The following is a 22,309-nucleotide window of genomic DNA, read 5'->3' as shown; positions in this document are numbered from 1 at the left end:
GGCAGGTGTACTCAGAGCCGGGCTATGTCCCCGACCGGGAAGCGGGGGGCGCGGCGCGGCGGGGTGCGGCCGGACAGCAGGATCAGCCGCGCCGCGCGGTGCCGCTGCCCCTCGTAGGGCGCGAGCAGTTCGAGCATCTCCTCGTCGGTGGTGCCGCGGCGGCCGGTCAGCGCATAGCCGATGATCTTCGGAAGGTGCAGATCGCCGACGGTGATCGCGTCCGGTGCGCCGAGGGCCCGCTGCAGGGTCTCGGCGGCGGTCCACGGGCCGATGCCCGGAAGGGCCGTCAGGCGGCGGGTGGCATCGGCGAGGTCCATCCGCGCGGCCTCCTCCATCCGGCGGGCGACGCGTACCGCACGCAGGATCGCCGACGAGCGCTTGGCGTCGACCCCGGCGCGGTGCCACTCCCAGGAGGGGATCAGCGCCCAGCCGCGCGGATCGGGCATCACCCGCATCCGCTCCCACGGACCCGGCGCGGGCTCACCGTGCCGTTGCAGCAGCAGCCGCCACGCGCGGTATGCCTCGTCGCTGGTGACCTTCTGCTCCAGGATCGAGGGGATCAGCGACTCCAGGACCAGGCCCGTCCTGGCGAGCCGGACGCCGGGGTGGCGGCGGCGCGCCTCGTGCACGATGCGGTGTCTGGCGGTCAGCTCCTCCGGGTCGTCGCCCTCCCCGAGCAGTACCGGCAGCCGCTCCAGCAGCCAGTCGGCACCCGGCCCCCACGCCTCCGCCTCGACCGTGCCCGCTGCCGGGCGGGCGGCGACACGCAGGGTGCCGGGGCCCTGAGGGGTGCGGCAGGCGCGCCAGAGTTCCTCGCCACGCACCGCGAAGGCCGGGTCGCCCGGGCCACGCTGCAGCACGCGCAGGGTGCGGTGCAGGTCGTAGGGGCCGGGCGGGACCCAGGTGCGGGCGGGCATCTTGCCAGGTTAGGCGATCGGCCGGACGGGCGAGGGGGCTGCGGGCGTACGCGGCGGTGCCGCGCGTCACGGCCTGCCGCGCAGCACCTACTGGTCGGAGGAGAAGCGCACCGAGCCGGCCGGGATCTCGGCGCCGCACCAGACGCGGATGCCGCCGCGCAGCTCGTTGTCGGAGCCGATCCGCGCGCCGTCGCCGATGACCGCCCCGTCCAGGACGGTACGGGCCCCGATGTGCGCGCCGGCGCCGATCAGCGAGTCCTGGATGTGGGCGCCCGGTTCGATCACCGCGCCTTCGAGGACGGCGCTGCCGTCGATGCGGGTGGCGGCGCCGACGGTGGTGCCGGCGCAGACGACCGTGCCGCCGGTCAGCTTGGCGTCCGGGGCGACGTCGGCGGTCTCCAGGACCAGCCGGTCGCCGCAGCGGCCGGGGACGGCCGGGGACGGGGCGCGTCCCAGGACGAGGTCGGCCGAGCCGCGCACGAAGGCCTGGGGCGTGCCGAGGTCGAGCCAGTAGGTGGAGTCGACCATGCCCTGGAGGTGGGCGCCGTCGGCCAGCAGTCCGGGGAAGGTCTCGCGCTCGACGGAGACCGGCCGGTCGGCCGGGATGCTGTCGATGACGGAGCGGTTGAAGACGTACGCGCCGGCGTTGATCTGGTCGGTGACGATCTCCTCGGGCGTCTGCGGCTTCTCCAGGAAGGCGGTGACCCTGCCGGTGTCGTCGGTGGGCACCAGGCCGAAGGCGCGCGGGTCCTCGACCCGGGTCAGATGCAGGGAGACGTCGGCGCCGGTGGTGCGGTGGGTGTCGACGAGGGCCTCGATGTCCAGGCCGGTGAGGATGTCGCCGTTGAAGATGAGCACCGGGTCGCCGGGCGCGGAGTGCAGCCGCGAGGCGACGTTGCGGATGGCGCCGCCGGTGCCCAGCGGCTCCTCCTCGGTGACGTACTCCAGATGCAGTCCCAGGGACGAGCCGTCGCCGAAGTACGGCTCGAAGACCTCCGCGAGGTAGGAGGTGGCGAGGACGATGTGCTCGACGCCCGCGGCCCGTGCGCGGGCCAGCTGGTGGGTGAGAAACGGCACACCGGCCGCCGGCACCATGGGCTTGGGCGTGTGCACCGTCAGCGGGCGCAATCTCGTGCCCTTGCCGCCGACCAGAAGGATCGCTTCAGTCACCTTGTCTTCACTGCTTCCTGCTGGGGTCGGCGATCGGCCGACCAGTGTAGGCAGACGCTTTCCGGTGATGTGCCGCCCTGGGGGGCGGCTTCATGGTCGGTAGGACGCCTCGCGTGCGGGGTCGGTTCACCGGTGGGCCAACCGGACGGTAACCGGCCGGGGGCCGCCTCAGCGACCCTGCAGCTGGGCGGCGGCGATGCGGGTGGTCCCCAGCTTGTCGTAGAGGCGGTCGCCGGGGCACTGCGTGTTGAAGCCGTCCCGGTGGCCGGAAATGACGTGCAGTTTGGCCTCGACGCCCTTCTTGAAGCGGTTGCCGCCGCTGGACTTCAGCCGGGCGATGTCCTGCGGGTCGGCCCCGTAGAGCCCCAGCTTCCAGGCCGTCAGTGCGGCGATCGCGTCCACGGCGGGCTGCGGCGGCTCGATGGTGGTGAACGTGCCGAGCACCGCGACGCCCATGCTGTCGTGGTTGAAGCCGAGGGTGTGGGCGCCCATGACCGGCTTGGCGACGCCGCCGGCGCGGCCCTCGTAGATGGTGCCGCACTTGTCGACGAGGAAGTTGTAGCCCATGTCCCGCCAGCCGCTGGTCTTGACGTGGTAGCGGTAGATGGCACGCAGCACCGAAGGCGCCTGGGCGCAGGTGTAGTTGTTGCCGGACGCGCTGTGGTGGACGAAGGCGGCGCGCACGGTCGAGGTGTAGGCGAACGCCTTCTCGCGGAGGCTCTCGTCGGCGCCCCAGCCGGCCCGGGTGACCATCCGCGGGCGGGGCCCGATGAACGGGTGGGCGCCGGCCGGCCTGCCGTCCGCGGCGTTCACGTCGTTCTGCGAGGCGTCCTTGCCCAGGGCCGGGATCTCGGTGGCGCCGAGCGGTGCGAGCTGGGCATTGACCGCGGAGCTCGCGGCGTCCTCCGGGGTGGCGGGGGCGAGCGGGGCGGGCGGGCCGGCCTGCACACCGCGCGCGGTCTCCGGCTCGTCGCCCGGGTCGACGAGTTCCAGCCGCAGCCCGCCCGGAAGGGTGGCCGGTGCCCGGTCGACGGTCTCGGGGGTGATGCGCAGCTGGACGGCGTCGGAGTCGCCGACCCACAGGGGGGCGGTGCTGCCCCGGGCGCGGCTGCCGCGGCGCTCGGCGGCGTCCAGGTCGGGGGCGTCGTCGTTGTGGGCCTGGACCTCCTGCCAGCCGGACCAGATGTCGGTGCCGGTGGTGCGGGTGCGGACCTGCACCTGGCCCCTGAGTTCTGCGCGGCCGTCGTCCCAGACGACACCCAGCAGGGAGAAGGGCTGCACCTTGCGTGCGGACAGCCCCCGGAGCCCGGCCGCGGCGGCGGCGCGGTCGGAGGTGCTCCCTGCCGCCGAGCCCAGGCGCTCCACCGGCAGGGACCGGGTGGTGCCGGGCACCGCCCGCTCGGGCGGCGAGGACGGGGCGGAGCGGGGGGCGGCCGCTCCCGCGGGCAGCGCGAGGGGCAGGGCGAGGGCGACCGCGCACGCGGCGCCGAGCGAAGTCACGAAGTAGGCACGCATGGCCAAATCGTGGGACCGCCGGGCGGAACGCGCCATCGGTGATCTGACGGGGCATCGGCCGAACCGGTGGCGTGCCCCGCAGTGCCCGACGGGGCGTCAATCGGCGCCGCGCGTAATCTGGCCACGATGAACGCCACCGATCGCACCCCCGCCGACCTGCTGCGTTCCGCGCTCGCCGCGGACCCGGCCCGCCCGCTCGTGACCTTCTACGACGACGCCACCGGTGAGCGCGTGGAACTGTCCGTCGCCACCTTCGCCAATTGGGTGGCGAAGACCGCCAACTACCTCCAGGGCGACCTCGCCGCCGAGCCCGGCGACCGGCTCGCGCTGCTGCTGCCCGCGCACTGGCAGACCGCCGTCTGGCTGCTGGCCTGCTCGTCGGTGGGCGTGGTCGCGGAGGTGGGCGGCAACCCGTCCGCGGCCGACCTTGTCGTCAGCGGACCCGACCATCTGGACGCGGCCCGCGGCTGTTCCGGGGAGCGGGTGGCGCTGGCGCTGCGCCCGATGGGCGGCCGTTTCCCGCAGACGCCCGAGGGCTTCGCGGACTACGCCGTGGAGGTGCCCTCCCAGGGCGATCGGTTCGTCCCGTTCATGCCGGTCGATCCGGGCGCCGCCGCGCTGGTCGTCGACGGCGCGGAGCTGACCGGCGCGGCGATCACCGCACGCGCGGTGGCCGACGCGGCGGCCGCCGGGATGCCGCAGGCGCCCCGCGTGCTGTCGGGCCTGGCGTACGACAGCTGGCAGGGCCTGTCCCACGGGCTGTACGCGCCGCTGGCGACCGGCGGTTCCGTGGTGCTGTGCCGGCATCTCGAACAGCTGGGCGCGGAGGGCACCGCCGCCCGCGAGAGCAGCGAGAAGACCACCTTCACGGTGACGACACCACGCTCCTGAGGCACCTGCTCCCCCGTCCGGCGGACCGGAAACCCGTAGAAATGGGCTGGTTCGCCCATTTCGGTCCATGATCTTGCGTACGTACAACCATGCACGGGGTTCGTCCGTCTTCTGACTCGACCGGGCCCCGCGTGCGGGCGCGCCGCCGACTCCGTGAGGGATGGACGCACACGTGACCGAGAGCCCGGATACCCCTTCCGACCGCGAGGGCCCCGAGGAGGGCGCCTCACCGACGCAGCAGCCTGCGGCGGGGCAGCGGCCGGAGACGGGTGCCGGGGCGGCTCCGCACGCGCCGGGCGGGGAGTCCGGGACCGACCGGCCGGCCGGGAAGAGCACCGCCCGCTGGGCGGAGCGCCCCACGAACCGGGGCCTGCCCATCTGGCCCCTCGGACGGCGGCCGTCCTCCGACGGGCCCGGCCCGCCGCGCACCCAGCGCCGCCGCAAGCGCCTGATGCGCTGGGCGGCGGTCGGCGTGGCCGCCCTGGTACTGGTCGCGGCCGGCACCGGATGGGCGCTCTACACCAAGCTGAACGGCAATATCCGGACCGACAGCGCGACCCGCAACGAGCTGGAGAAGTACGAAGCCGAGCGCCCGGAGGCGGGTCCGCCGGATGTCGAGAACATCCTGCTGATCGGCTCCGACAACCGCGGCGACGGCAACGGGAAGTACGGCGAGGACAGCGGCACCCAGCGCTCGGACACCACGATCCTGCTGCACCTGGCGGGGGACCGGCAGAGCGCCACGGCGGTCAGCATCCCGCGCGACCTGATGGTGCAGGTACCGCGCTGCAAGCGCTCCGACGGCAAGCAGGTCGACTCCCAGACGGTGCAGTTCAACTGGGCCTTCCAGTTCGCCGGTGCCGCCTGCACGATCCGCACGGTCGAGAAGATGACCGGAATCCGCATCACCCACCACATGATCATCGACTTCGTGGGCTTCAAGAAGATGGTGGACGCGGTGCACGGCGTCGACGTCTGCCTGCCGCGGCCCGTCAACGATCCCGCGGCGCACCTGGTGCTGCCCGCCGGACGCCAGACACTGCGCGGCGAGGCGGCGCTCGGGTACGTCCGGGCACGCAAGAGCATGGGGAACGGGAGCGACACCCAGCGTATGGAACGGCAGCAGCAGTTTCTTGGCGCTCTCGTGAAGAAAGTGCAGAGTAATGGTGTGCTGCTCAATCCGACCCGTCTCTATCCGGTGTTGGATGCCGCGACGAGTTCGCTGACCACCGACGAAGATCTGGCCTCGCTCACCGGCCTGTACGAATTGGTCCGCAGCATGCGCAGCATTCCCACCGAGCGGGTCCAGTTCCTGACCGTGCCACGTCAGGAGTACCGCTTCGACGCCAATCGCGACGAGCTGGTGCAGCCGGACGCCAAACGGCTCTTCGGCCAGCTGCGCAAGGACCTGCCGGTGGAGGTGGAGCCCGTCCGGGACGCGGACGCGGCCCGTACGGGGAACGCCCCGTCGCCGCACGGCGCGACATCCTCACCGGACCCTTCGAACACCACCTCCCCGGACGGCAAACCGGACGGATCGCCCTCGCCGTCCGGCGGTTCGGACCCGACCTTTCCCGGAACCACCGCGGAGCGCGGGATCTGCGAATAAAAACGACGCAAAGGTACGCTCAACGACTCGAATGGATTGGGCGGAATGCCCAGTTGTAGGGAAGTGGAATTTGTCACGGGCGTCGCTAGGCGCTGAACTGGGCCGATAGTGTGAGCGATCCGGTCCGCTCGACCAGCGGAACCGGCCAGGCACGTAATGCACAATCGACCGACCGAGCGCCTTGAGGGGATGGCGCCGCGTGGCACCGACGGAGGACTCAAGGCACCGTGGACGCGCAAGGCCGTGGGCGGGCGGGCGACAATGTCGATCCCGCAGATCAGTGGGTGTTCGATCCGAACACCGGCAACTACGAGCTGCGGCTTGACCCTGCCGGTCAAGCCGCGGAGCGGCCCTCCGTCCGAAAGACGCCCGGATCCAGACGCGCCGCGCGCAACGCGGGCGCCGAGGGCGGAGACACCGACACCCGTCCCCTGCCGACCCAGCGCGGTCGCCGGGGCGGCCGCGCCGCGGAGGAGGCCGACGAGCGCCCGTCCGGTGGCCGGGCGGAGCGGCGCGGCGGCCGAGGCCGGACCGCCGCGGCGGCGGCCGAGGCGGGCCGTGCGGGCCGGCGGAAGGCCAAGCCGAAGAAGTCGGTGAAGAAGAAGGCGCTGTACTGGACGGCCGGTGTGGTGGGGTTCGTCCTCGTCGCCGGCTGCGGCGGCGCGTACTTCATCTACCAGCAGCTGGACGGCAACATCTCGAAGGTCGATGTCGGCGTCGAGAACGACGCGGTGTCCGACGGGCCGGTCAACATCCTCATCATCGGCACCGATGCCCGCTCGGGTAAGGGCAACCAGGGCTACGGCGACGCCGGCAGCGTCGGGCACGCGGACACCACGATCCTGATGCACGTCTCCAAGGACCGTACGAACGCGACCGCCCTGAGCATCCCGCGCGACATGATCACCGACATCCCGAACTGCCCGACGAGTCAGCCGGACGGCTCGAAGAAGACGATCCCCGGTGAGCAGGGGGTGCGCTTCAATACGAGCCTCGGCCAGGCGGGCCGTGACCCGGGCTGCACGTGGCGCACCGTCGAGAAGATGACCGGGCTGAAGATCAATCACTTCATGATGGCCGACTTCAACGCGGTCAAGGAGCTGTCCGAGGCGGTCGACGGCGTCGAGGTGTGCGCGGCCAAGGACATCAACGACCCCAAGTCGCACCTGAAGTTGAAGGCCGGCAAGCACATCGTCAAGGGCGAGCAGGCGCTGGCGTTCGTGCGCACCCGGCACACCATCGGGACGGGCAGCGACCTCAGCCGGATCGAGCTCCAGCAGCAGTTCCTCAGCTCCATGATCCGCAAGATGAAGTCCAGCGCCTTCAGCAGCCCGGGCAAGCTGCTGGACATCAGCCAGGCGGCGACCAAGGCGCTCACCGTCGACACCGGTATCGGCAGCGCGAAGAAGCTGCTGGATCTCGGTACCGACCTCAAGAAGGTCGACATCGACAAGATCACCTTTGCCACGGTGCCGGTCCTGGACAACCCCGACGACCCCGCCACCGTCGTACTGGACGAGGGCAAGGCGAATCCGCTGTTCCAGATGGTGCGCGCGGACCACACCCTGTCCAAGGGCAAGAGCAAGGGCGGCAAGAAGGCCGCCGGGCCGGCCAAGAAGGCCCCGGCGGAGCGTGTACGCGTCGACGTCACCAACGGCGGCGGGCCGCTCGGCGCCGCGCAGGAGACCGTGGACTGGCTGCAGAACACCAAGGCCGCCAAGCTCTCCACCAACGCCGGCAACGCCCCGGAGAAGCTGGACGCGACCCGCCTCGAATACGCCCCGAACCAGGCCGACCAGGCCGCCACCCTGGCCGACTGGCTGGGACTGCCCAAGAGCGCGCTCAAGAAGTCGTCGCAGGACGCCGGTTCACGGGTCCCGATGAAGCTGGTGCTCGGCAAGGACTTCACGGCTCCGGGCACGCCGGTCGAGGCACCGACCGAAACCCCTGACGGGGTGCAGAACGTCAACGCGGATGACAAGAACATCTGCGCCAAGTGAACAGAGCGTGATCCGGCTGCCGCCGAGGCGCCGAGTGCACCGCCCAACTGACAACGGGGAGAGGGCCGAATGCGGCAGAGCAGTGTGCGTGGTGACAGAACACGCCGGCGGCGGCCGGACGCGCAGGATCCGGCGGGCGACGGCCCGTACGAGAGCGGGCTGCCGCCGGACGCGCCCGGCTGGACGCCGCCCCCGGGCAGCAGCAGCGTGCCGCCCGACGACGAGGGGGGCGGCGGCCATCGCAAGGGCGGGCGGCCGCGCCGGCGCAAGGGCCGCAAGGTGCTGCGCTGGACCGCCATCAGCCTGGCCCTGCTGCTGGTGGCCGGAGCGGGTGCGGGTTACCTCTACTACGAGCACCTCAACTCCAAACTCCGCAAGGACCGCAGGGACTTGTCGGCCGGCGGGCTGAAGAAGCCCGATCCCAACGCGTTCGGACAGAGCCCGCTCAACATCCTGCTGCTCGGGTCGGACGGCCGGGACAACAAGGAGAACATCAAGCTCGGCGGCGCCCGCCAGGACGCGGACCGCAAGCCGCTGGCCGACGTCCAGATGCTGCTGCACGTCTCCGCCGACCGCAGCAACATGTCGGTGATCTCCATCCCGCGGGACACCCGGGTGCCGATACCCAAGTGCACCGACCCGCACGGCGGGAAGGTGTATCCGCAGACCACGGCCGCGATCAACCAGTCGCTCCAGCACGGCGGTCCGGGCTGCACGCTCGCCACCTGGCAGGAGCTGACCGGCATCTACATCGACCACTTCATGATGGTCGACTTCTCCGGTGTGGTGGAGATGGCCGACGCCATCGGCGGAGTCCCGGTGTGCGTCGACAAGAACATCTACTCGCACGACAGCAAGGGGCACGGCAGCGGGCTGCGGCTGACCGCGGGCACCCACTCCGTCAAGGGCGTCCAGGCCCTGCAGTGGCTGCGTACCCGCTACGGCTTCGAGGACAACACCGACATCGGCCGGGCCAAGGCCCAGCACATGTACATGAACTCCATGGTCCGGCAGCTGAAGGCCGGCACCAAGCTCACCAACCCCGGCCAGCTGCGCGATCTGGCCGAGGCGGCCACCGCCGCACTGACCGTCGACGACGGCCTCGGCAGCGTCAAGAAGCTCTACGACCTGGGCGGCGACCTCCAGCGGGTGCCGACCAAGCGCATCACGATGGTCACCATGCCCTGGCAGTACGGCCCCGGCGAGAGCTACGTCATGCCCAAGCCGGGCGAGGCGGAGCAGACCTTCGCCCTGCTGCGCAACGACACCGCGCTGGACGGCAAGGACGCGAAGAAGAAGCCCTCGCCCGCCCCCAAGGCGTCGACTCCCAAGAGCGAGCTGAAGGTCGTCGTGCAGAACGGCACCAACAGCAGCGTCTCGGGCCCGGTGTCGGGCCGGGCGAGCGTCATCCAGCAGCAGTTGGCCGGCCTCGGCTACACCGCGGCGGACACCGACTCGGCGCTGAGCACCCAGGCCGACACCACCATCAGCTACCCGAACAAGGCCGCTCGGGGCGACGCCCTGGCACTGGCCAAGGCCCTGGGCCTGCCCGAGGGCGCGGCCAAGGAGTCCCGTTCGGTCTCCGAGCTGCGCCTCGTGGTCGGCAACGACTGGCGCAGCGGTACGCAGTACCCGAAGCAGCAGGGCGACGACAAGCCCGCGAACAAGGCCCCGGAGAGCGCGGACGCACTCAACGGCGAGGACAAGAAGGCCTGCATGAAGGTGAATCCGCAGTACACGTTCTAGGCGTAGGGGCCTGGAGCACCATACCCACGGCTGAAGGGTGCCGGCCTGCGACCGCAGTCAGGCGGCACCCTTCAGGCAAGCGGGCTTCACGTGCTTCCAAGGAAGCCCCAGGGCCTCGAGCTGTTGCCGGCACATGTCGAGCGAGTACGGCGACCCCTTGCCCTCCTGGGCAGTCATGCACGCCTTCGCGGCCTTGCCCTCGTCAGGGACGTTGTAACCCTGGTGCCGCAGATACTGCACACAGTCAAAAGCGGAAGCCGAGGCCAGGCTCGGGGCCACCAGTGGCAGTGCACCGGTGACGATGAGAGCACTGCCCGCGGCTACCGCAGCTCGTTGGACCCACCTGCTACGTATCACGCCGTAGTCCTTTCGATGTTCAGTTGATTCGGGTACGGGCGAATCGGCAGGCTACCAAGGTCAAGTCGCCCCACAGCGGCTGCTTTTCGCGCTGAGCGACGCCTCGTGCTCACAGAGGGCAAGTCCGGGACGTGTCCGGGACGGAAGCCGCCAGTGGCGGCTGACATCGGGTGATGTTGGCCTGCCGGCCCCTCGGTCGCCTCGCCGAACCACTCGCTCGCCGGCAACTGGTGCGTGAGCGACAAGCGGCGACAGGGCTCCGGCGGCGAGCTCCAAAGGGGCGCTGGTAGTCGCGCCTTACGCCGGCGGTAGTCCGGTGGCTCCCCCGGCGACCCGGTTATCCGTCACGGTAGGAGGCCAAAGACGTACGCGCTCCGGCTCTTCACCAGGAGCGCTGCGTCAGGCGCAACAGGGGACCCACCTGAAACCACCCAACCCGTTCGCCGCCGCTTACGAGACCGGCGCCTGCACGGCCTGGCGGCGGCTGGCGATTACCTTGCGAGCGAGGGAGCGCGGGCTGGTCAGGAAGCCGAAGCCCCACGTCATGTGCATGGTTGCCAGGGCGACGGGGATCTGGGCGCGGGCCTTGAGGGAGAGCCCCTTGCCGGCCGGCACCGAGCCCGCGACGATGGCCGCGAGATAGCCGCCCGGGACGACGAAGCCCCACGGGGTGAGCGCCGCGCCGACGACGACGCCCGCGGCGATCGCGCACACCGCGGTCGGCGGCGCGAGGTAGCGCAGGTTGATCGAGCCGGAGTGGTAGCGGGCCACGACGTGGCGCCACTTGCCGTAGTCCTTGTACTGCTTGGCCAGCGCCTTGATGCTCGGGCGCGGACGGTACTGCACCTTCAGCTCGGGCGAGAACCAGACCCGCCCGCCGGCCTCGCGGATCCGGAAGTTCAGCTCCCAGTCCTGGGCGCGGATGAACTCCTCGTTGTAGCCGCCCTGTTGCTCCAGCGCGTCCCGCCGGAACACGCCGAGGTAGACGGTCTCCGTCTCGCCGGCCTCGCCGCCGGTGTGGAAGGCGGCGTTGCCCACGCCGATCCTGGAGGTCATGGCGGCGGCCACCGCCTCCTCCCAGGCGTTCTCCCCCTCGGCGTGCATGATGCCGCCGACGTTCTGCGCGCCGGTCTCCTCAAGGAGGCGTACGGCGGTGGCGATGTAGTTCGCCGACAGCATGCCGTGGCCGTCGACGCGGACCACGATCGGATGCCGGGACGCCTTGATCGCGGCGTTGAGCGCGGCGGGGGTGCGGCCGGTCGGATTCGGCACGGTGTGCACCCTGGAGTCCTCCGCGACGAGCTCGGCGGCGATCTCGTCCGTGCGGTCCGTGGACGGACCGAGGGCGATCACCACCTCCATCTCGCCGGCGTACTCCTGCTCCAGGATGTGCCGGATCGCATTGCGGAGGTGACGTTCCTCATTGAGCACCGGCATGATCACGGAGACGGCCGGGGGCTGCTGCTGAGACATGGATCCTCGGGGGGACGGCCCGCGGCGGAGCCGCCATCGAGCGGCAGCGCTCGCCGGGAGACTGCGATATCGCGCCTCACGTTACCGCGAACGGGGGACACCGGCGGACGGCAGCCGGGTGGCCGGGGGCTCGGCGCCCGGCGTGTGATGCTTTGCAGGAGATCATATCGGCTTACGGTGTACCAGCCGGCTTCGTCCCGACCTGTACCGAATTGCCGCGCCCCCGCCGGCCGCCGCCCCCACCCGCCCCGCCGCGGAGGTGTCCACCGTGACCGCCCCGTCCCGCTCCCCTCACCCCGCGCAGCCCGGCTCCCCCCGCACCGTCGCGCGCCGGCCCGCACGGCACCGGCGCCCGCCGCGGCGCCGGTGGGGGCTGCGGGTCTGCGCCGTGGCCTCGATGCTGCTGCTGGTCGCGAGCGGTGTGGGGCACGCCATGGTCACCGGCGTCGAGAAGGGGATCGGCCGGGTGGACGCCTTCAAGGGCATGAACAACCGGCCCCCCACGAGCACCGGCGGCCTGAACTTCCTGATCGTCGGCACGGACGGCCGCGACAAGCTCTCCAGGGCGCAGAAGCGGCAGTACCACCTGGGCGGTGCGCCCTGCCACTGCACCGACACGCTGATGCTGGTGCACCTCTCCGCGGACCGGAACCGCGCCAGTGTCATCAGCCTGCCGCGCGACTCCTACGCCGTGGTGCCCGACCACCAGGACGCCACCGGCAAGCGGCGTCCCCGGCACGCGGTGAAACTGAACGCCGCGTACGCGGAGGGCGGCGCGAACCTCACGGTGCGGACCGTCGAGCACATGACGGGTGTGCACATCGACCACTATCTGGAGGTCGACTTCACCAGCTTCATGCGGAGCGTGGACTCCGTCGGCGGCGTGGAGATCTGCACGGTGCGGCCGCTGAAGGACAGCTACTCGGGCCTTGACCTGCCGGTCGGCAAGAGCAGGCTCAACGGCGGCCAGGCACTGCAGTACGTGCGCTCGCGGCACATCGACGGCTCCGCGGACCTCGGCCGGATGCGGCGCCAGCAGCGCTTCCTCGCCGCCCTCATCCACCAGACCACGTCCTCCGGGGTGCTGATGAACCCGATCCGCTTCAAGGAGGTCGCCGACACGATGCTGGAATCCGTCCGCGCCGACGGGGGCTTCGACGCCAACGACATGGTCGATCTCGGGCAGGCGATGCGCGGCTTCACCGCCTCGTCGTCGGAGTTCACCTCCGTGCCGCTGCGCAGTGTGAGCCTGAGGGTGCCGGGGCTGGGCGAGACCGTCCAGTGGGATCCGGTGAGGTCCAGGAAGCTCTTCCAGGCGATCCGCGACGACCGGCCGATCGCGGTGCGCGCGGCCGCCAAGCCGGCGCCGTCACGCACCAAGGTCGTGGAGGTCCCGCCGGGGCAGATCCAGGTGCACGTCAACAACGGCACCCCGAGGACCGGCCTGGGCAGCGCCGTCGACGGGGCGCTGCGCTCCACCGGTTTCGCCACCACCGGGGCTCCGGGTAACGGCACCGGCGGCGCGCTCGCGCGCACCCTCATCACCTACGACCCGCGGTGGGACCGCTCGGCGCGCTCGCTGGCCGCGGCGCTGCCCGGCGCGGAGCTGCGTCCGGTGCCGAACCAGGGCGCGGTGATGCAGGTGACGGTCGGCGGGGACTTCAAGGCGGTGCAGCAGGTACGGGCGGAGCCGGCCCAGCAGAACTCCGGGGGCTTCTCGGCGATCACCGGCGACGAGGCGGTGTGCCCATGACCGTGCCCGCACCCCGCTGCACCGCGAGCCCGCCGGCGGCGGACCGGCCGCCCGGTCCGGCCCGCGCCCGCCGGGCCGCGGTCACCCTCGCGGGGCTGTGCCTGGTCGCGGCCACCGCCGCCGCGGCGCCGCCGGCACCCGACGCGCCGACCGGCTGCGGCGATCTGATGCGCGGTCAGCTGTGTCTGCGCGGCCCGGTGGGCGGGGACGGCACGTACCGCACGATCTATCGGCGCACCGGGGCCGCCGAGCCGAGGAACCCACGGGTCGCCGGCTCGCCCGCCGGGTCCGCCCCGCTCGCCTCCGGCGCCGAGATCACCGTGCGGCTGGGCTTCCAGCGCAAGAACCCGAAGATCACCGCGTTTCCCGGCTGGTTCGGCAGCCGGCGGACGGTGCACGGCGCCGCCGCCCTGAGCGGCCGCGTCCGGATGCTCCCGGACGAGTGCATCCGGGGCGTCATGGAGTACGGGGACCAGATCTTCGTCACCAAGTGGAGCTGCGGTTGAAGCCGGGGATGTCCTGAAGGGGGCACATCGTGTGGCAGGTCGTACTGGGCATCACCCCCACCACCGTCGCGGTGTTCCTCGCCGCGGCACTGGCGCTGGCAGGGGCCCTCGCCCTGTGGTCCGCGCGCGCTCCCGGGAGTGACGGACCGCGCCTGACGGCCGGCGTCCTGCTGGCGGGCTGGCTGCTGCTGGTCCTGGTGGCGACGCTCTCCCCCACTCAGCCGATCGGCTCCACCGACGCGACGGTGTGGTGGAAGCCCGGCGAGGGGCTGCTCGACCCGGGCGCCCAGCTGGAGCCGGAGGAGCTGGCGATGCTGATAAGGCAGCAGATCGCCAATGCCGCGCTCTTCCTGCCGGGGCCGCTGCTGCTGCGCTTCGCGGTGCCGCGCTGGTCGGTGGCAGCGGCGTTCTTGCTGGGGGTGGGCCTGTGCGTGGCCATCGAGGGGGCGCAGCTGGTGATGCGGGCCGGGGGGATCGCCGATATCGACGATGTGCTGTGCGCGGCGGCCGGCACGGTCACCGGCGCGGGTCTTGCGTTGCTGGCGCGGCTGGCGGTGACGGTTACGCGTCGTCGAGGCCTTCCGCGGCACGTCGCTCGCGCAGCTCCATGATCGCGCGCCGCCTTGCCAGCCGGTGCGTACGGCGGATCTGCGCCTCCTGGTAGCGCCGCTTGTCCCGCTCGGTCTCGGGGATCACCGGCGGCACCCGGCGGGGCTTGCCCTGCTCGTCGACGGCGGCGAAGACGAGATAGGCGGAGCCGACCTGCTGGGCCGGGGTGGACTCGTTCCAGCGCTCGGCCAGGACGCGTACGCCGACCTCCATCGAGGACCGGCCGGTCCAGTTGACCTGGGCCTTCACATGGACGAGGTCACCGACGCGGACCGGTTCCAGGAAGGCCATCTCGTCCATGGAGGCGGTCACCGCGGGTCCGCCGCTGTGCCGTCCGGCCACCGCGCCCGCCGCGTCGTCGACCAGTTTCATGATCACGCCACCGTGCACGGTCCCGAGGAGGTTGGTGTCGCCGGCGGTCATGATGTGCGACAGCGTGGTGCGGGAGACGGCGGTGAGCTTGCCCACAAGCTCGCCCTCCGTGCTGTTGGTGACGAGGTCGGTCATGGGCCCAGCCTAAGCCGGGGCCGCCCCCGGCCGCCCGGCGCCACCCGTGGCGAATCCCCTCACCCGCTCCCGAAACAATCCGGAATGGATGATTCCATCCGGCCCGCCGGAATGGTCATGTCCCCGTGCGGTATGCGGCGGTAGCGGCGCCGTCACTTTGCATCAGCTCTGCAACAGCCCTGGCCCGATCCGGCACCCGCCCTATTTCCCCGGCACTCGCGGCAGGCACACTTCCCCCTATGAATGAGTGGCCCAATGGGTGGTCCGGCGACCAGAACGGCAACCGGTACGGACGTGGCAGCAGCAGCCACGAGCCGGAGGGTGCGCGCGCCATGCCGCGGGTGCGGCGCGACGCCGCCCCCGGGCACCCCCGGCGCGAGCCGCCGATGCCGCCGGACATGTCCCCGCGCCGGGGCAGCGTGCCGCCGCAGCAGTCCCAGGGCTACGACGACTTCGACAGCGGTTACAACACCGGCCAGGTCTACGGCGGCGGGGGCGGTGGCGGTGGCTACGACGGCGACGGCCGCGGCGGCCGGCCGCGACCGGCCTGGGGCCGCCGCATCAAGGTGACCGTGCTCACCCTGATCGCGGTGCTCCTGGTCACCTCGGTCGCCACGTACTTCTGGGCGGACGGCAAGGTGCGCCGCGAGGTGGACCTGAGCAAGGTCATCGACCGGCCGGAGACGGGCGACGGCACGAACTACCTGATCGTCGGCTCGGACAGCCGCGAGGGCATGTCCGCCGAGGAGAAGAAGAAGCTGCACACCGGCTCCGCCGAGGGCAAGCGCACCGACTCGATGATGATCCTGCACGACGGGAGCAACGGGCCGACGCTGATATCCCTGCCGCGTGACTCGGACGTCGAGATCCCCTCGTTCGTCGGCTCCGACTCCGGCAAGAAGTACCCGGGCACCGGGCGGCACACCAAGCTCAACGCCGCGTACGCCGAGGACGGCCCCGAACTGCTGGTGCGCACCGTTGAGTTCAACACCAAGCTGCACATCGACCACTACGTCGAGATCGGCTTCGCGGGCTTCGCCAACATCGTGGACGCCATCGGCGGCGTCGAGATGAACATCCCCAAGGCGTTCAAGGACAAGAACTCGGGCGCCGACTTCCCGGCGGGCAAGCAGACGCTCAACGGCCAGCAGGCGCTCGCCTTCGTCCGCACCCGGCACGCCTTCGCCGGCAGCGACCTGGACCGCACCAAGAACCAGCAGAAGTTCCTGGCCGCGCTGGCGAGCCAGACCGCGACGCCCGCCACGATCCTCAACCCCTTCACGCTCTACCCGACGATGGGCGCCGGCCTGGACACGCTCATCACCGACAAGGACATGAGCCTGTTCAACCTGGGCCAGATGTTCTTCGCGATGAAGGGCGTCACGGGCGGCGAGGGCAAGTCGATGAACATGCCGATCGCCGGCAGCACCGGCGGCAACCTGCTGTGGGACAAGGCCAAGCTCCAGCAGCTCGTCCAGCAGCTGAACAACGACGAGAAGGTCACGGTCAGCAGCAACTAGCGGCTACCGGTCGAAGCGCAGGACACAGACGAAAGGGGCCCGGACCGCGCCTGCGGTCCGGGCCCCTCTGTGCCTTGTCGTCTTTCCCGTGACTACGGCAGGTTGCGTGCCATGACGATGCGCTGGACCTGGTTGGTGCCCTCGTAGATCTGCGTGATCTTGGCGTCGCGCATCATCCGCTCGACGGGGTAGTCGCGGGTGTAGCCGTAGCCGCCGAGCAGCTGGACGGCGTCGGTGGTGATCTCCATGGCCGCGTCGGAGGCGTAGCACTTGGCGGCGGCGCCGAAGAACGTCAGGTCCTCGTCCTTGCCGCCGGCCGAGACGCGCTCGGACTTGGCGGCCGCGGCGTAGGTGAGCTGGCGGGCGGCCTCCAGCTTCATGGCCATGTCGGCGAGCATGAACTGCACGCCCTGGAAGTCGCCGATCGGCTTGCCGAACTGCTTGCGCTCGGTGACATAGCCCTTGGCGTAGTCCAGGGCGCCCTGGGCGATGCCGAGCGCCTGGGCCGCGATGGTGATGCGGGTGTGGTCCAGGGTCTTCATGGCGGTGGCGAAGCCGGTGCCCTCCGCGCCGATCAGGCGGTCGGCGGGGATACGGACGTTGTCGAGGTAGACCTCCCGGGTCGGGGAGCCCTTGATGCCGAGCTTCTTCTCCGGAGCGCCGAAGGACACCCCCTCGTCGCTCTTGTCGACGACGAACGCGGAGATGCCCTTGGAGCGCTTCTCCGGGTCGGTGACGGCCATCACCGTGTAGTAGTCGGAGACACCGGCGTTGGTGATCCAGCGCTTGACGCCGTTGAGGATGTAGTGGTCCCCGTCGCGCACCGCCTTGGTCTTCATACCGGCCGCATCCGAGCCGGCGTCCGGCTCCGACAGGCAGTACGAGAACATCGCGTCGCCCTTGGCGAGCGGGCCCAGGAACTTCTTCTTCAGCTCCTCGGAGCCGGAGAGGATCACCGGCAGCGAGCCGAGCTTGTTGACCGCCGGGATCAGCGAGGACGAGCCGCAGACCCGGGCGACCTCCTCGATGACGATGACCGTCGCCAGCGCGTCGGCACCCGCACCGCCGTACGCCTCCGGCACATGCACCGCATGCAGGTCATTGGCGACCAGCGCCTCCAGTGCCTCCTGCGGGAAGCGCGCCTCCTCGTCCACCGCGGTGGCGAAGGGCGCGATCTTCGCCTCGGCGAGCGCACGCACCGACTCGCGGAGCATGTCGTGCTCCTCCGACGGCCGGTACAGATCGAAATCGGCGGTTCCCGCCAAGGTTTCTCACTCCCCTGAGAGCTGACTGAGCTAACTACCGTTAAGTAACCAGATACTCACCGGATTCTAGGGCGCAGGGACCGTGACGGATACGTGAGGTTCCCGACAGACCAGGCCGGAGCCGGTGCGACGGCTGGATCCCGCCCCTCCACGCGCGGCTATGCTCGGTCCGCGCAGTTTCCCGTACGCCCCCGTCATCCCACCCCGCACCGCACCGGCGGCGCACCGCGCCGGAACCACCTGTCTGGAGCATCCATGCCCCTCAAGATCACCGTGATCGGCACCGGCTACCTCGGCGCCACCCACGCCGCGGCCATGGCCGAGCTGGGCTTCGAGGTGCTGGGTCTTGACGTGGTTCCCGAGAAGATCGAGATGCTGGGGCGCGGCGAGGTCCCGATGTACGAGCCGGGGCTGGAGGATCTGCTGCGCCGGCACGTCGCCGGGATCGAGGGCTCCAGCGGCCGGCTGCGCTTCACCACCTCCTACGAGGAGGCCGGGGCGTTCGGCGATGTGCACTTCGTCTGCGTCAACACCCCGCAGAAGCACGGCGAGTACGCCTGTGACATGTCTTACGTCGAGTCCGCGTTCACCTCGCTGGCACCGCACCTGAACCGCCCGGCGCTGGTAGTCGGCAAGTCCACGGTGCCGGTGGGCAGCGCCGCCCGGCTCGCCGAGCGGCTGGCCGCCCTGGCCCCGGTGGGCGAGGACGCCGAGCTTGCCTGGAACCCGGAGTTCCTCCGCGAGGGGTTCGCGGTCAAGGACACCCTGCACCCGGACCGGATCGTCGTGGGTGTGGCCAGTGAGCGGGCCGAGAACCTGCTGCGCGAGGTCTACGCGACGCCGGTGGGCGAGGGCTCGCCGTTCATCGTCATGGACTACCCGACCTCCGAGCTGGTGAAGACCTCCGCCAACTCCTTCCTGGCCACGAAGATCTCCTTCATCAACGCGATGGCGGAGGTCTGCGAGGCGGCCGACGGCGATGTGGTCAAGCTCGCCGAGGCCATCGGGCACGACGAGCGGATCGGCAAGAAGTTCCTGCGGGCCGGCATCGGCTTCGGCGGCGGCTGCCTGCCCAAGGACATCCGGGCGTTCATGGCGCGCGCCGGCGAGCTGGGCGCCGACCAGGCGCTGACGTTCCTGCGCGAGGTCGACTCGATCAACATGCGCCGCCGCGGCCACATGGTCGAGCTGACCCGCGACGCGGTGGGCGGCGCCTTCCTCGGCAAGCGGGTCGCCGTGCTGGGCGCCACCTTCAAGCCGGACTCCGACGACGTACGCGACTCCCCCGCGCTCAATGTCGCCGGCCAGATCCACCTCCAGGGCGGACAGGTCACCGTCTACGACCCCAAGGGCATGGAGAACGCCCGGCGGCTCTTCCCGACCCTGGGCTACGCGGACAGCGCGCTGGAGGCGGTGCGCGGCGCGGACGCCGTCCTGCACCTGACGGAGTGGCGCGAGTTCCGCGAGCTGGACCCGGCCGAGCTCGGCGAGGTCGTCACGGAGCGCCGCATCCTCGACGGCCGCAACGCCCTGGACCCGCAGCTGTGGCGCAAGGCCGGCTGGACCTACCGCGCCCTGGGCCGCCCGCAGGCGTAGACCTGACACGGCCTCACACTTCCGGCGCCTGCCGAACTGCCGCCGTGCAGACCCGCGGCAGGCGCCTCAGGACCCCGTGCGTCTGGCGCGGTAGGTCCGCATCTTCGCCCGGCTGCCGCAGACCGCCATCGTGCACCACCGGCTGCGGCCGGCCGGGCTCTTGTCGTAGAAGACCCATCGGCAGTCGTGGGCCTCGCATGCCTTGAGCCGGGACCAGGTCCCGTCGGCGACCGCGGTCGCGATACCCGCCGCCATCCGGGCGGTGAACCGGGCGATGCCCTCCAGGCCGGGGGCGGGGTGCAACGCGGCGCCGCCGTCGGGTGCGACGGCGAGTACGAGCGGCGCGCGGGCCAGCAGCCGGTCGAGTGTCCGGGCCGCGTCCTCGGAAACCGTCTCGCGGACGGTGTGCGCGAGGCAGACGGCTCGCAGCGCCTCCCGCAGCTCCCGTAGCACCTCCGCCTCGCCGGTCGCCGGTACGAGGTCCGGCGCACCGTGCTCGCGGAGGAACGCGACGGGGCCGCCGTCGGCGGCGAGCGCGTCCGCGCCGGTTTCGATGTCCAGGGTGTTCACCAGGTCCTGCACCCATTGCAGGGCATCCGGCGCTGAGCGGTCCGTCACCCTTGCCACGTTACCGGCATCAGGCCATCATGCAGTAACGCAAGTTACCGGTTGAACCGACCAGGAGGTAACGCATGGCGCTCATCGAACTCGGCGTCGTCGCACTGGACTGCCCCGATCCCGCGTCCCTCGCCGACTTCTACGCCGATGTGCTCGGCTGGCAGGCGGGCGGCGAGGACGACTGGTACGAGGTCACGGGACCGGCCGGCCGACGGCTCGCCTTCCAACAGGTGGAGAACTACCAGCCGCCGCGGTGGCCGGGCCAGGAGGTGCCGCAGCAGCTGCACCTCGATTTCGACGTGCGCGCCGCGGACATCGAGGAGGCCGAGCAGAAGGTCCTCCGGCTCGGCGCCAAGCTCGTCTGGCACGACGAGGGAAAGCGCGACTTCCGGGTCTATCTCGACCCGGCCGGGCACCCCTTCTGCCTCTGCATGAAGTGAGCCGGAACCATCGGCGGGCCGCGTGCGGCGGCCCGCCGATGAACCGTCAGCCGGCGGCCTGCGGGCCGTCCAGCTGGTCGATCGTCGCGAGGGAGGGGCCGCGGGTGGCCTGTTCGGCGCGGGCGACGTCCTCGGCGGCCCGCAGGGTGCGCACCGCGTTCCGCCACGTGAGCTTGGCCAGGTCGGCCGCCGACCACCGGCGGTCGAACAGCTCACCGATCAGCTGCGGATAGCCCGCCACATCGGCCAGGTCGCTCGGGGTGAAGGCGGTGCCGTCGTAGTCGCCGCCGAGACCGAGGTGGTCGATGCCGGCGACCTCGCGCATGTGGTCGAGGTGGTCGGCGACGTCCGAGGCGGTGGCCTGCGGCATCGGGTTCTCCGCCTGGAAGGCGCGCTGCACCCGCATCGCCTCGGGGGTGGTGTCCAGGTGGTGGAAGCCGTGCGCCCGCATGTTCTCGTCCGCCCGCAGCACCCACTCGCCGACGGCGGGGACCACGAACTTCGGCACGAAGGTGGCCATCGCCACGCCGCCGTTGGCGGGCAGCTGCTCCAGCACGTCATCGGGGATGTTGCGCGGGTGGCCGCAGACGGCGCGGGCCGAGGAGTGCGAGAAGATCACCGGCGCGCTGGTGACGCGGAGCGCGTCGCGCATCGTCTCGGCGGCGACATGCGAGAGGTCGACGAGCATGCCGAGGCGGTTCATCTCCCGGACGACCTCCTCGCCGAAGGCGCTCAGACCGCCCGCCCGCGGCTCGTCGGTCGCCGAGTCGGCCCAGGCCAGCGAATCGTTGTGGGTGAGCGTCATATAGCGCACGCCCAGCTGGTGCAGCGCACGCAGGGTGGCGAGCGAGCTGTTGATGGAGTGGCCGCCCTCGGCACCCATCAGGGAGGCGATGACGCCGTCCGCGCGGGCGGCCTCCATGTCGTCCGCGGCCAGTGCCAGGCGCAGGTCGCCGGGGTAGCGGGCGACCAGCTGCCGCACCACGTCGACCTGTTCGAGGGTGGCGCTGACCGCCTTGTCGCCCTGGTAGTCGGAGCGGACGTAGACCGACCAGAACTGCGCGCCGACGCCGCCGGCCCGCAGCCGGGGCAGGTCGGTGTGCAGATACGCCGACTGGTCACCGGCGATATCGCGCTGGTCGAGGTCGTAGCGCACCTGCTCGCGCAGCGCCCAGGGAAGGTCGTTGTGACCGTCGACGATGGGGAATTCCGCCAGGAGTCCGGTGACCCGCGGGTCGGCCGCGGCCTCGGCCATCACTTGCCCCCGAAGCCGAAACCGGCCGGTGAGGCGACCTTGTTGCGCAGCCTCTTGCCCTTCTCCGTCGCCTGTTCGTTCAGCTCCTGCTGGAACTCCCGCATCCGGCCGAGGAGTTCACTGTCGTGGGCGGCGAGGATGCGGGCGGCGAGCAGGCCGGCGTTGCGGGCTCCGCCGACCGAGACCGTGGCGACCGGCACTCCGGCCGGCATCTGCACGATGGACAGCAGCGAGTCCATGCCGTCGAGGTACTTCAGCGGGACGGGGACGCCGATCACCGGCAGCGGGGTGACCGAGGCGAGCATCCCGGGGAGGTGGGCCGCTCCCCCGGCCCCCGCGATGATCGCCTTCAGGCCGCGTCCGGCGGCCTCCTCGCCGTACGCGATCATCTCGTGCGGCATGCGGTGCGCCGAGACGACGTCGACCTCGTAGGGGATCTCGAACTCGTCGAGGGCCTTGGCCGCGGCCTCCATGACGGGCCAGTCGGAGTCGGAGCCCATGACGATGCCGACGACGGGGCCGGCCTGCGCCCCGGTGTCGTCGGTGCGCGGAGCGGGGCGGT

The 22,309-nt window shown here is 71.3% G+C and carries 19 protein-coding genes; 10 read left to right on the top strand and 9 right to left on the bottom strand.

Translation table 11 applies throughout. The features are described from left to right. Positions 1-11: 11 nt before the first annotated feature. From QOM21_RS22230 to QOM21_RS22220, 3 genes are all read right to left on the bottom strand, one after another. Positions 12-917 carry a DNA-3-methyladenine glycosylase family protein gene (locus tag QOM21_RS22230; protein ID WP_407552578.1) on the bottom strand — a complete coding sequence of 302 codons (906 nt, stop codon included), beginning with the start codon at positions 915-917 and terminating at the stop codon, positions 12-14. Between the two features lie 87 nt (positions 918-1,004). Continuing rightward, positions 1,005-2,087: a sugar phosphate nucleotidyltransferase gene (locus QOM21_RS22225; protein WP_407552576.1), complete on the bottom strand. Its 1,083-nt coding sequence runs from the start codon at positions 2,085-2,087 to the stop codon at positions 1,005-1,007. 168 nt (positions 2,088-2,255) lie between these two features. Next, complete coding sequence (locus QOM21_RS22220) at positions 2,256-3,602, bottom strand: peptidoglycan recognition protein (protein WP_407552574.1); 1,347 nt, start codon at positions 3,600-3,602, stop codon at positions 2,256-2,258. Between the two features lie 126 nt (positions 3,603-3,728). Here QOM21_RS22220 and QOM21_RS22215 point away from each other — a divergent pair, with 126 nt between their 5' ends. The 4 genes from QOM21_RS22215 to QOM21_RS22200 all read left to right on the top strand — a co-directional run bounded on the left by QOM21_RS22215 (position 3,729) and on the right by QOM21_RS22200 (position 9,848). Further along, on the top strand, positions 3,729-4,493 hold the full coding sequence (locus tag QOM21_RS22215; RefSeq protein ID WP_407552572.1) for a TIGR03089 family protein: 765 nt from the start codon (positions 3,729-3,731) through the stop codon (positions 4,491-4,493). 172 nt (positions 4,494-4,665) lie between these two features. Further along, positions 4,666-6,102, top strand: coding sequence for an LCP family protein (locus QOM21_RS22210; protein ID WP_407552570.1), 1,437 nt, complete (start codon positions 4,666-4,668; stop codon positions 6,100-6,102). Between the two features lie 227 nt (positions 6,103-6,329). Continuing rightward, a complete protein-coding gene (locus QOM21_RS22205) occupies positions 6,330-8,102 on the top strand; it encodes an LCP family protein (RefSeq protein WP_407552568.1) in 1,773 nt (590 codons plus the stop codon). Positions 8,103-8,171: 69 nt separating this feature from the next. Further along, on the top strand, positions 8,172-9,848 hold the full coding sequence (locus tag QOM21_RS22200) for an LCP family protein (protein WP_407552567.1): 1,677 nt from the start codon (positions 8,172-8,174) through the stop codon (positions 9,846-9,848). An 807-nt stretch (positions 9,849-10,655) separates the two neighbouring features. Here the strand turns inward: QOM21_RS22200 and QOM21_RS22195 are convergent. Further along, positions 10,656-11,678, bottom strand: coding sequence for a glycosyltransferase family 2 protein (locus QOM21_RS22195; protein WP_407552565.1), 1,023 nt, complete (start codon positions 11,676-11,678; stop codon positions 10,656-10,658). A gap of 268 nt (positions 11,679-11,946) precedes the next feature. Here QOM21_RS22195 and QOM21_RS22190 point away from each other — a divergent pair, with 268 nt between their 5' ends. Genes QOM21_RS22190 through QOM21_RS22180 form a run of 3 tightly spaced genes read left to right on the top strand, consistent with a single transcriptional unit; the run spans position 11,947 to position 14,548 of the window. Further along, the gene (locus tag QOM21_RS22190) at positions 11,947-13,431 is read left to right on the top strand and encodes an LCP family protein (RefSeq protein WP_407552563.1); all 1,485 of its coding nucleotides are present in this window, start codon (positions 11,947-11,949) and stop codon (positions 13,429-13,431) included. Further along, complete coding sequence (locus QOM21_RS22185; RefSeq protein WP_407552561.1) at positions 13,428-13,937, top strand: hypothetical protein; 510 nt, start codon at positions 13,428-13,430, stop codon at positions 13,935-13,937. Before QOM21_RS22190 ends, QOM21_RS22185 begins: the two co-directional genes overlap by 4 nt. Positions 13,938-13,966: 29 nt before the next feature. Beyond that, positions 13,967-14,548, top strand: a complete 582-nt coding sequence (locus QOM21_RS22180; RefSeq protein ID WP_407552559.1) for a VanZ family protein — start codon at positions 13,967-13,969, stop codon at positions 14,546-14,548. On the opposite strand, the gene QOM21_RS22175 is transcribed toward QOM21_RS22180, so the two are convergent. Further along, a complete protein-coding gene (locus QOM21_RS22175; protein WP_407552557.1) occupies positions 14,499-15,053 on the bottom strand; it encodes an acyl-CoA thioesterase in 555 nt (184 codons plus the stop codon). The genes QOM21_RS22180 and QOM21_RS22175 overlap by 50 nt on opposite strands. A 239-nt stretch (positions 15,054-15,292) precedes the next feature. Here QOM21_RS22175 and QOM21_RS22170 point away from each other — a divergent pair, with 239 nt between their 5' ends. Next, the gene (locus tag QOM21_RS22170; protein WP_407552555.1) at positions 15,293-16,573 is read left to right on the top strand and encodes an LCP family protein; all 1,281 of its coding nucleotides are present in this window, start codon (positions 15,293-15,295) and stop codon (positions 16,571-16,573) included. Positions 16,574-16,665: 92 nt separating this feature from the next. Here the strand turns inward: QOM21_RS22170 and QOM21_RS22165 are convergent, their stop codons facing one another. Further along, positions 16,666-17,838 carry an acyl-CoA dehydrogenase family protein gene (locus QOM21_RS22165; RefSeq protein WP_407552554.1) on the bottom strand — a complete coding sequence of 391 codons (1,173 nt, stop codon included), beginning with the start codon at positions 17,836-17,838 and terminating at the stop codon, positions 16,666-16,668. A 255-nt stretch (positions 17,839-18,093) separates the two neighbouring features. Between QOM21_RS22165 and QOM21_RS22160 the strand changes: the two genes are divergently transcribed. After that, the gene (locus tag QOM21_RS22160; protein ID WP_407552552.1) at positions 18,094-19,434 is read left to right on the top strand and encodes a UDP-glucose dehydrogenase family protein; all 1,341 of its coding nucleotides are present in this window, start codon (positions 18,094-18,096) and stop codon (positions 19,432-19,434) included. A gap of 66 nt (positions 19,435-19,500) precedes the next feature. Here QOM21_RS22160 and QOM21_RS22155 read toward each other — a convergent pair whose 3' ends face one another. After that, the gene (locus tag QOM21_RS22155; protein ID WP_407552550.1) at positions 19,501-20,052 is read right to left on the bottom strand and encodes a CGNR zinc finger domain-containing protein; all 552 of its coding nucleotides are present in this window, start codon (positions 20,050-20,052) and stop codon (positions 19,501-19,503) included. Between the two features lie 74 nt (positions 20,053-20,126). On the opposite strand from QOM21_RS22155, the gene QOM21_RS22150 reads away from it, so the two are divergent. Next, on the top strand, positions 20,127-20,492 hold the full coding sequence (locus QOM21_RS22150) for a VOC family protein (RefSeq protein WP_407552548.1): 366 nt from the start codon (positions 20,127-20,129) through the stop codon (positions 20,490-20,492). 46 nt (positions 20,493-20,538) lie between these two features. On the opposite strand, the gene QOM21_RS22145 is transcribed toward QOM21_RS22150, so the two are convergent. Both QOM21_RS22145 and purE read right to left on the bottom strand, forming a co-directional pair. Then, on the bottom strand, positions 20,539-21,747 hold the full coding sequence (locus tag QOM21_RS22145) for a dipeptidase (protein ID WP_407552546.1): 1,209 nt from the start codon (positions 21,745-21,747) through the stop codon (positions 20,539-20,541). After that, the gene (purE, locus tag QOM21_RS22140) at positions 21,747-22,247 is read right to left on the bottom strand and encodes a 5-(carboxyamino)imidazole ribonucleotide mutase (RefSeq protein WP_407555759.1); all 501 of its coding nucleotides are present in this window, start codon (positions 22,245-22,247) and stop codon (positions 21,747-21,749) included. The genes QOM21_RS22145 and purE overlap by 1 nt, the downstream gene beginning before the upstream one ends. Positions 22,248-22,309: the final 62 nt, after the last annotated feature.

Source organism: Streptomyces sp. Pv4-95, assembly GCF_045782725.1.
Lineage (GTDB): Bacteria > Actinomycetota > Actinomycetes > Streptomycetales > Streptomycetaceae > Streptomyces.
Note: the sequence above shows the minus strand (reverse complement) of the source record. Positions and strands in the feature narration are given on the sequence as shown.

Excerpts from the sequence above, each read along its gene's own strand:
- QOM21_RS22230 (WP_407552578.1), bottom strand. The coding sequence starts at position 917 with ATGCCCGCCCGCACCTGGGTCCCGCCCGGCCCCTACGACCTGCACCGC.
- QOM21_RS22220 (WP_407552574.1), bottom strand. The coding sequence starts at position 3,602 with ATGCGTGCCTACTTCGTGACTTCGCTCGGCGCCGCGTGCGCGGTCGCC.
- QOM21_RS22215 (WP_407552572.1), top strand. The coding sequence starts at position 3,729 with ATGAACGCCACCGATCGCACCCCCGCCGACCTGCTGCGTTCCGCGCTC.
- QOM21_RS22200 (WP_407552567.1), top strand. The coding sequence starts at position 8,172 with ATGCGGCAGAGCAGTGTGCGTGGTGACAGAACACGCCGGCGGCGGCCG.
- QOM21_RS22195 (WP_407552565.1), bottom strand. The coding sequence starts at position 11,678 with ATGTCTCAGCAGCAGCCCCCGGCCGTCTCCGTGATCATGCCGGTGCTC.
- QOM21_RS22185 (WP_407552561.1), top strand. The coding sequence starts at position 13,428 with ATGACCGTGCCCGCACCCCGCTGCACCGCGAGCCCGCCGGCGGCGGAC.
- QOM21_RS22175 (WP_407552557.1), bottom strand. The coding sequence starts at position 15,053 with ATGACCGACCTCGTCACCAACAGCACGGAGGGCGAGCTTGTGGGCAAG.
- QOM21_RS22170 (WP_407552555.1), top strand. The coding sequence starts at position 15,293 with ATGAATGAGTGGCCCAATGGGTGGTCCGGCGACCAGAACGGCAACCGG.
- QOM21_RS22160 (WP_407552552.1), top strand. The coding sequence starts at position 18,094 with ATGCCCCTCAAGATCACCGTGATCGGCACCGGCTACCTCGGCGCCACC.
- QOM21_RS22150 (WP_407552548.1), top strand. The coding sequence starts at position 20,127 with ATGGCGCTCATCGAACTCGGCGTCGTCGCACTGGACTGCCCCGATCCC.
- QOM21_RS22145 (WP_407552546.1), bottom strand. The coding sequence starts at position 21,747 with ATGGCCGAGGCCGCGGCCGACCCGCGGGTCACCGGACTCCTGGCGGAA.
- purE (WP_407555759.1), bottom strand. The coding sequence starts at position 22,247 with ATGGGCTCCGACTCCGACTGGCCCGTCATGGAGGCCGCGGCCAAGGCC.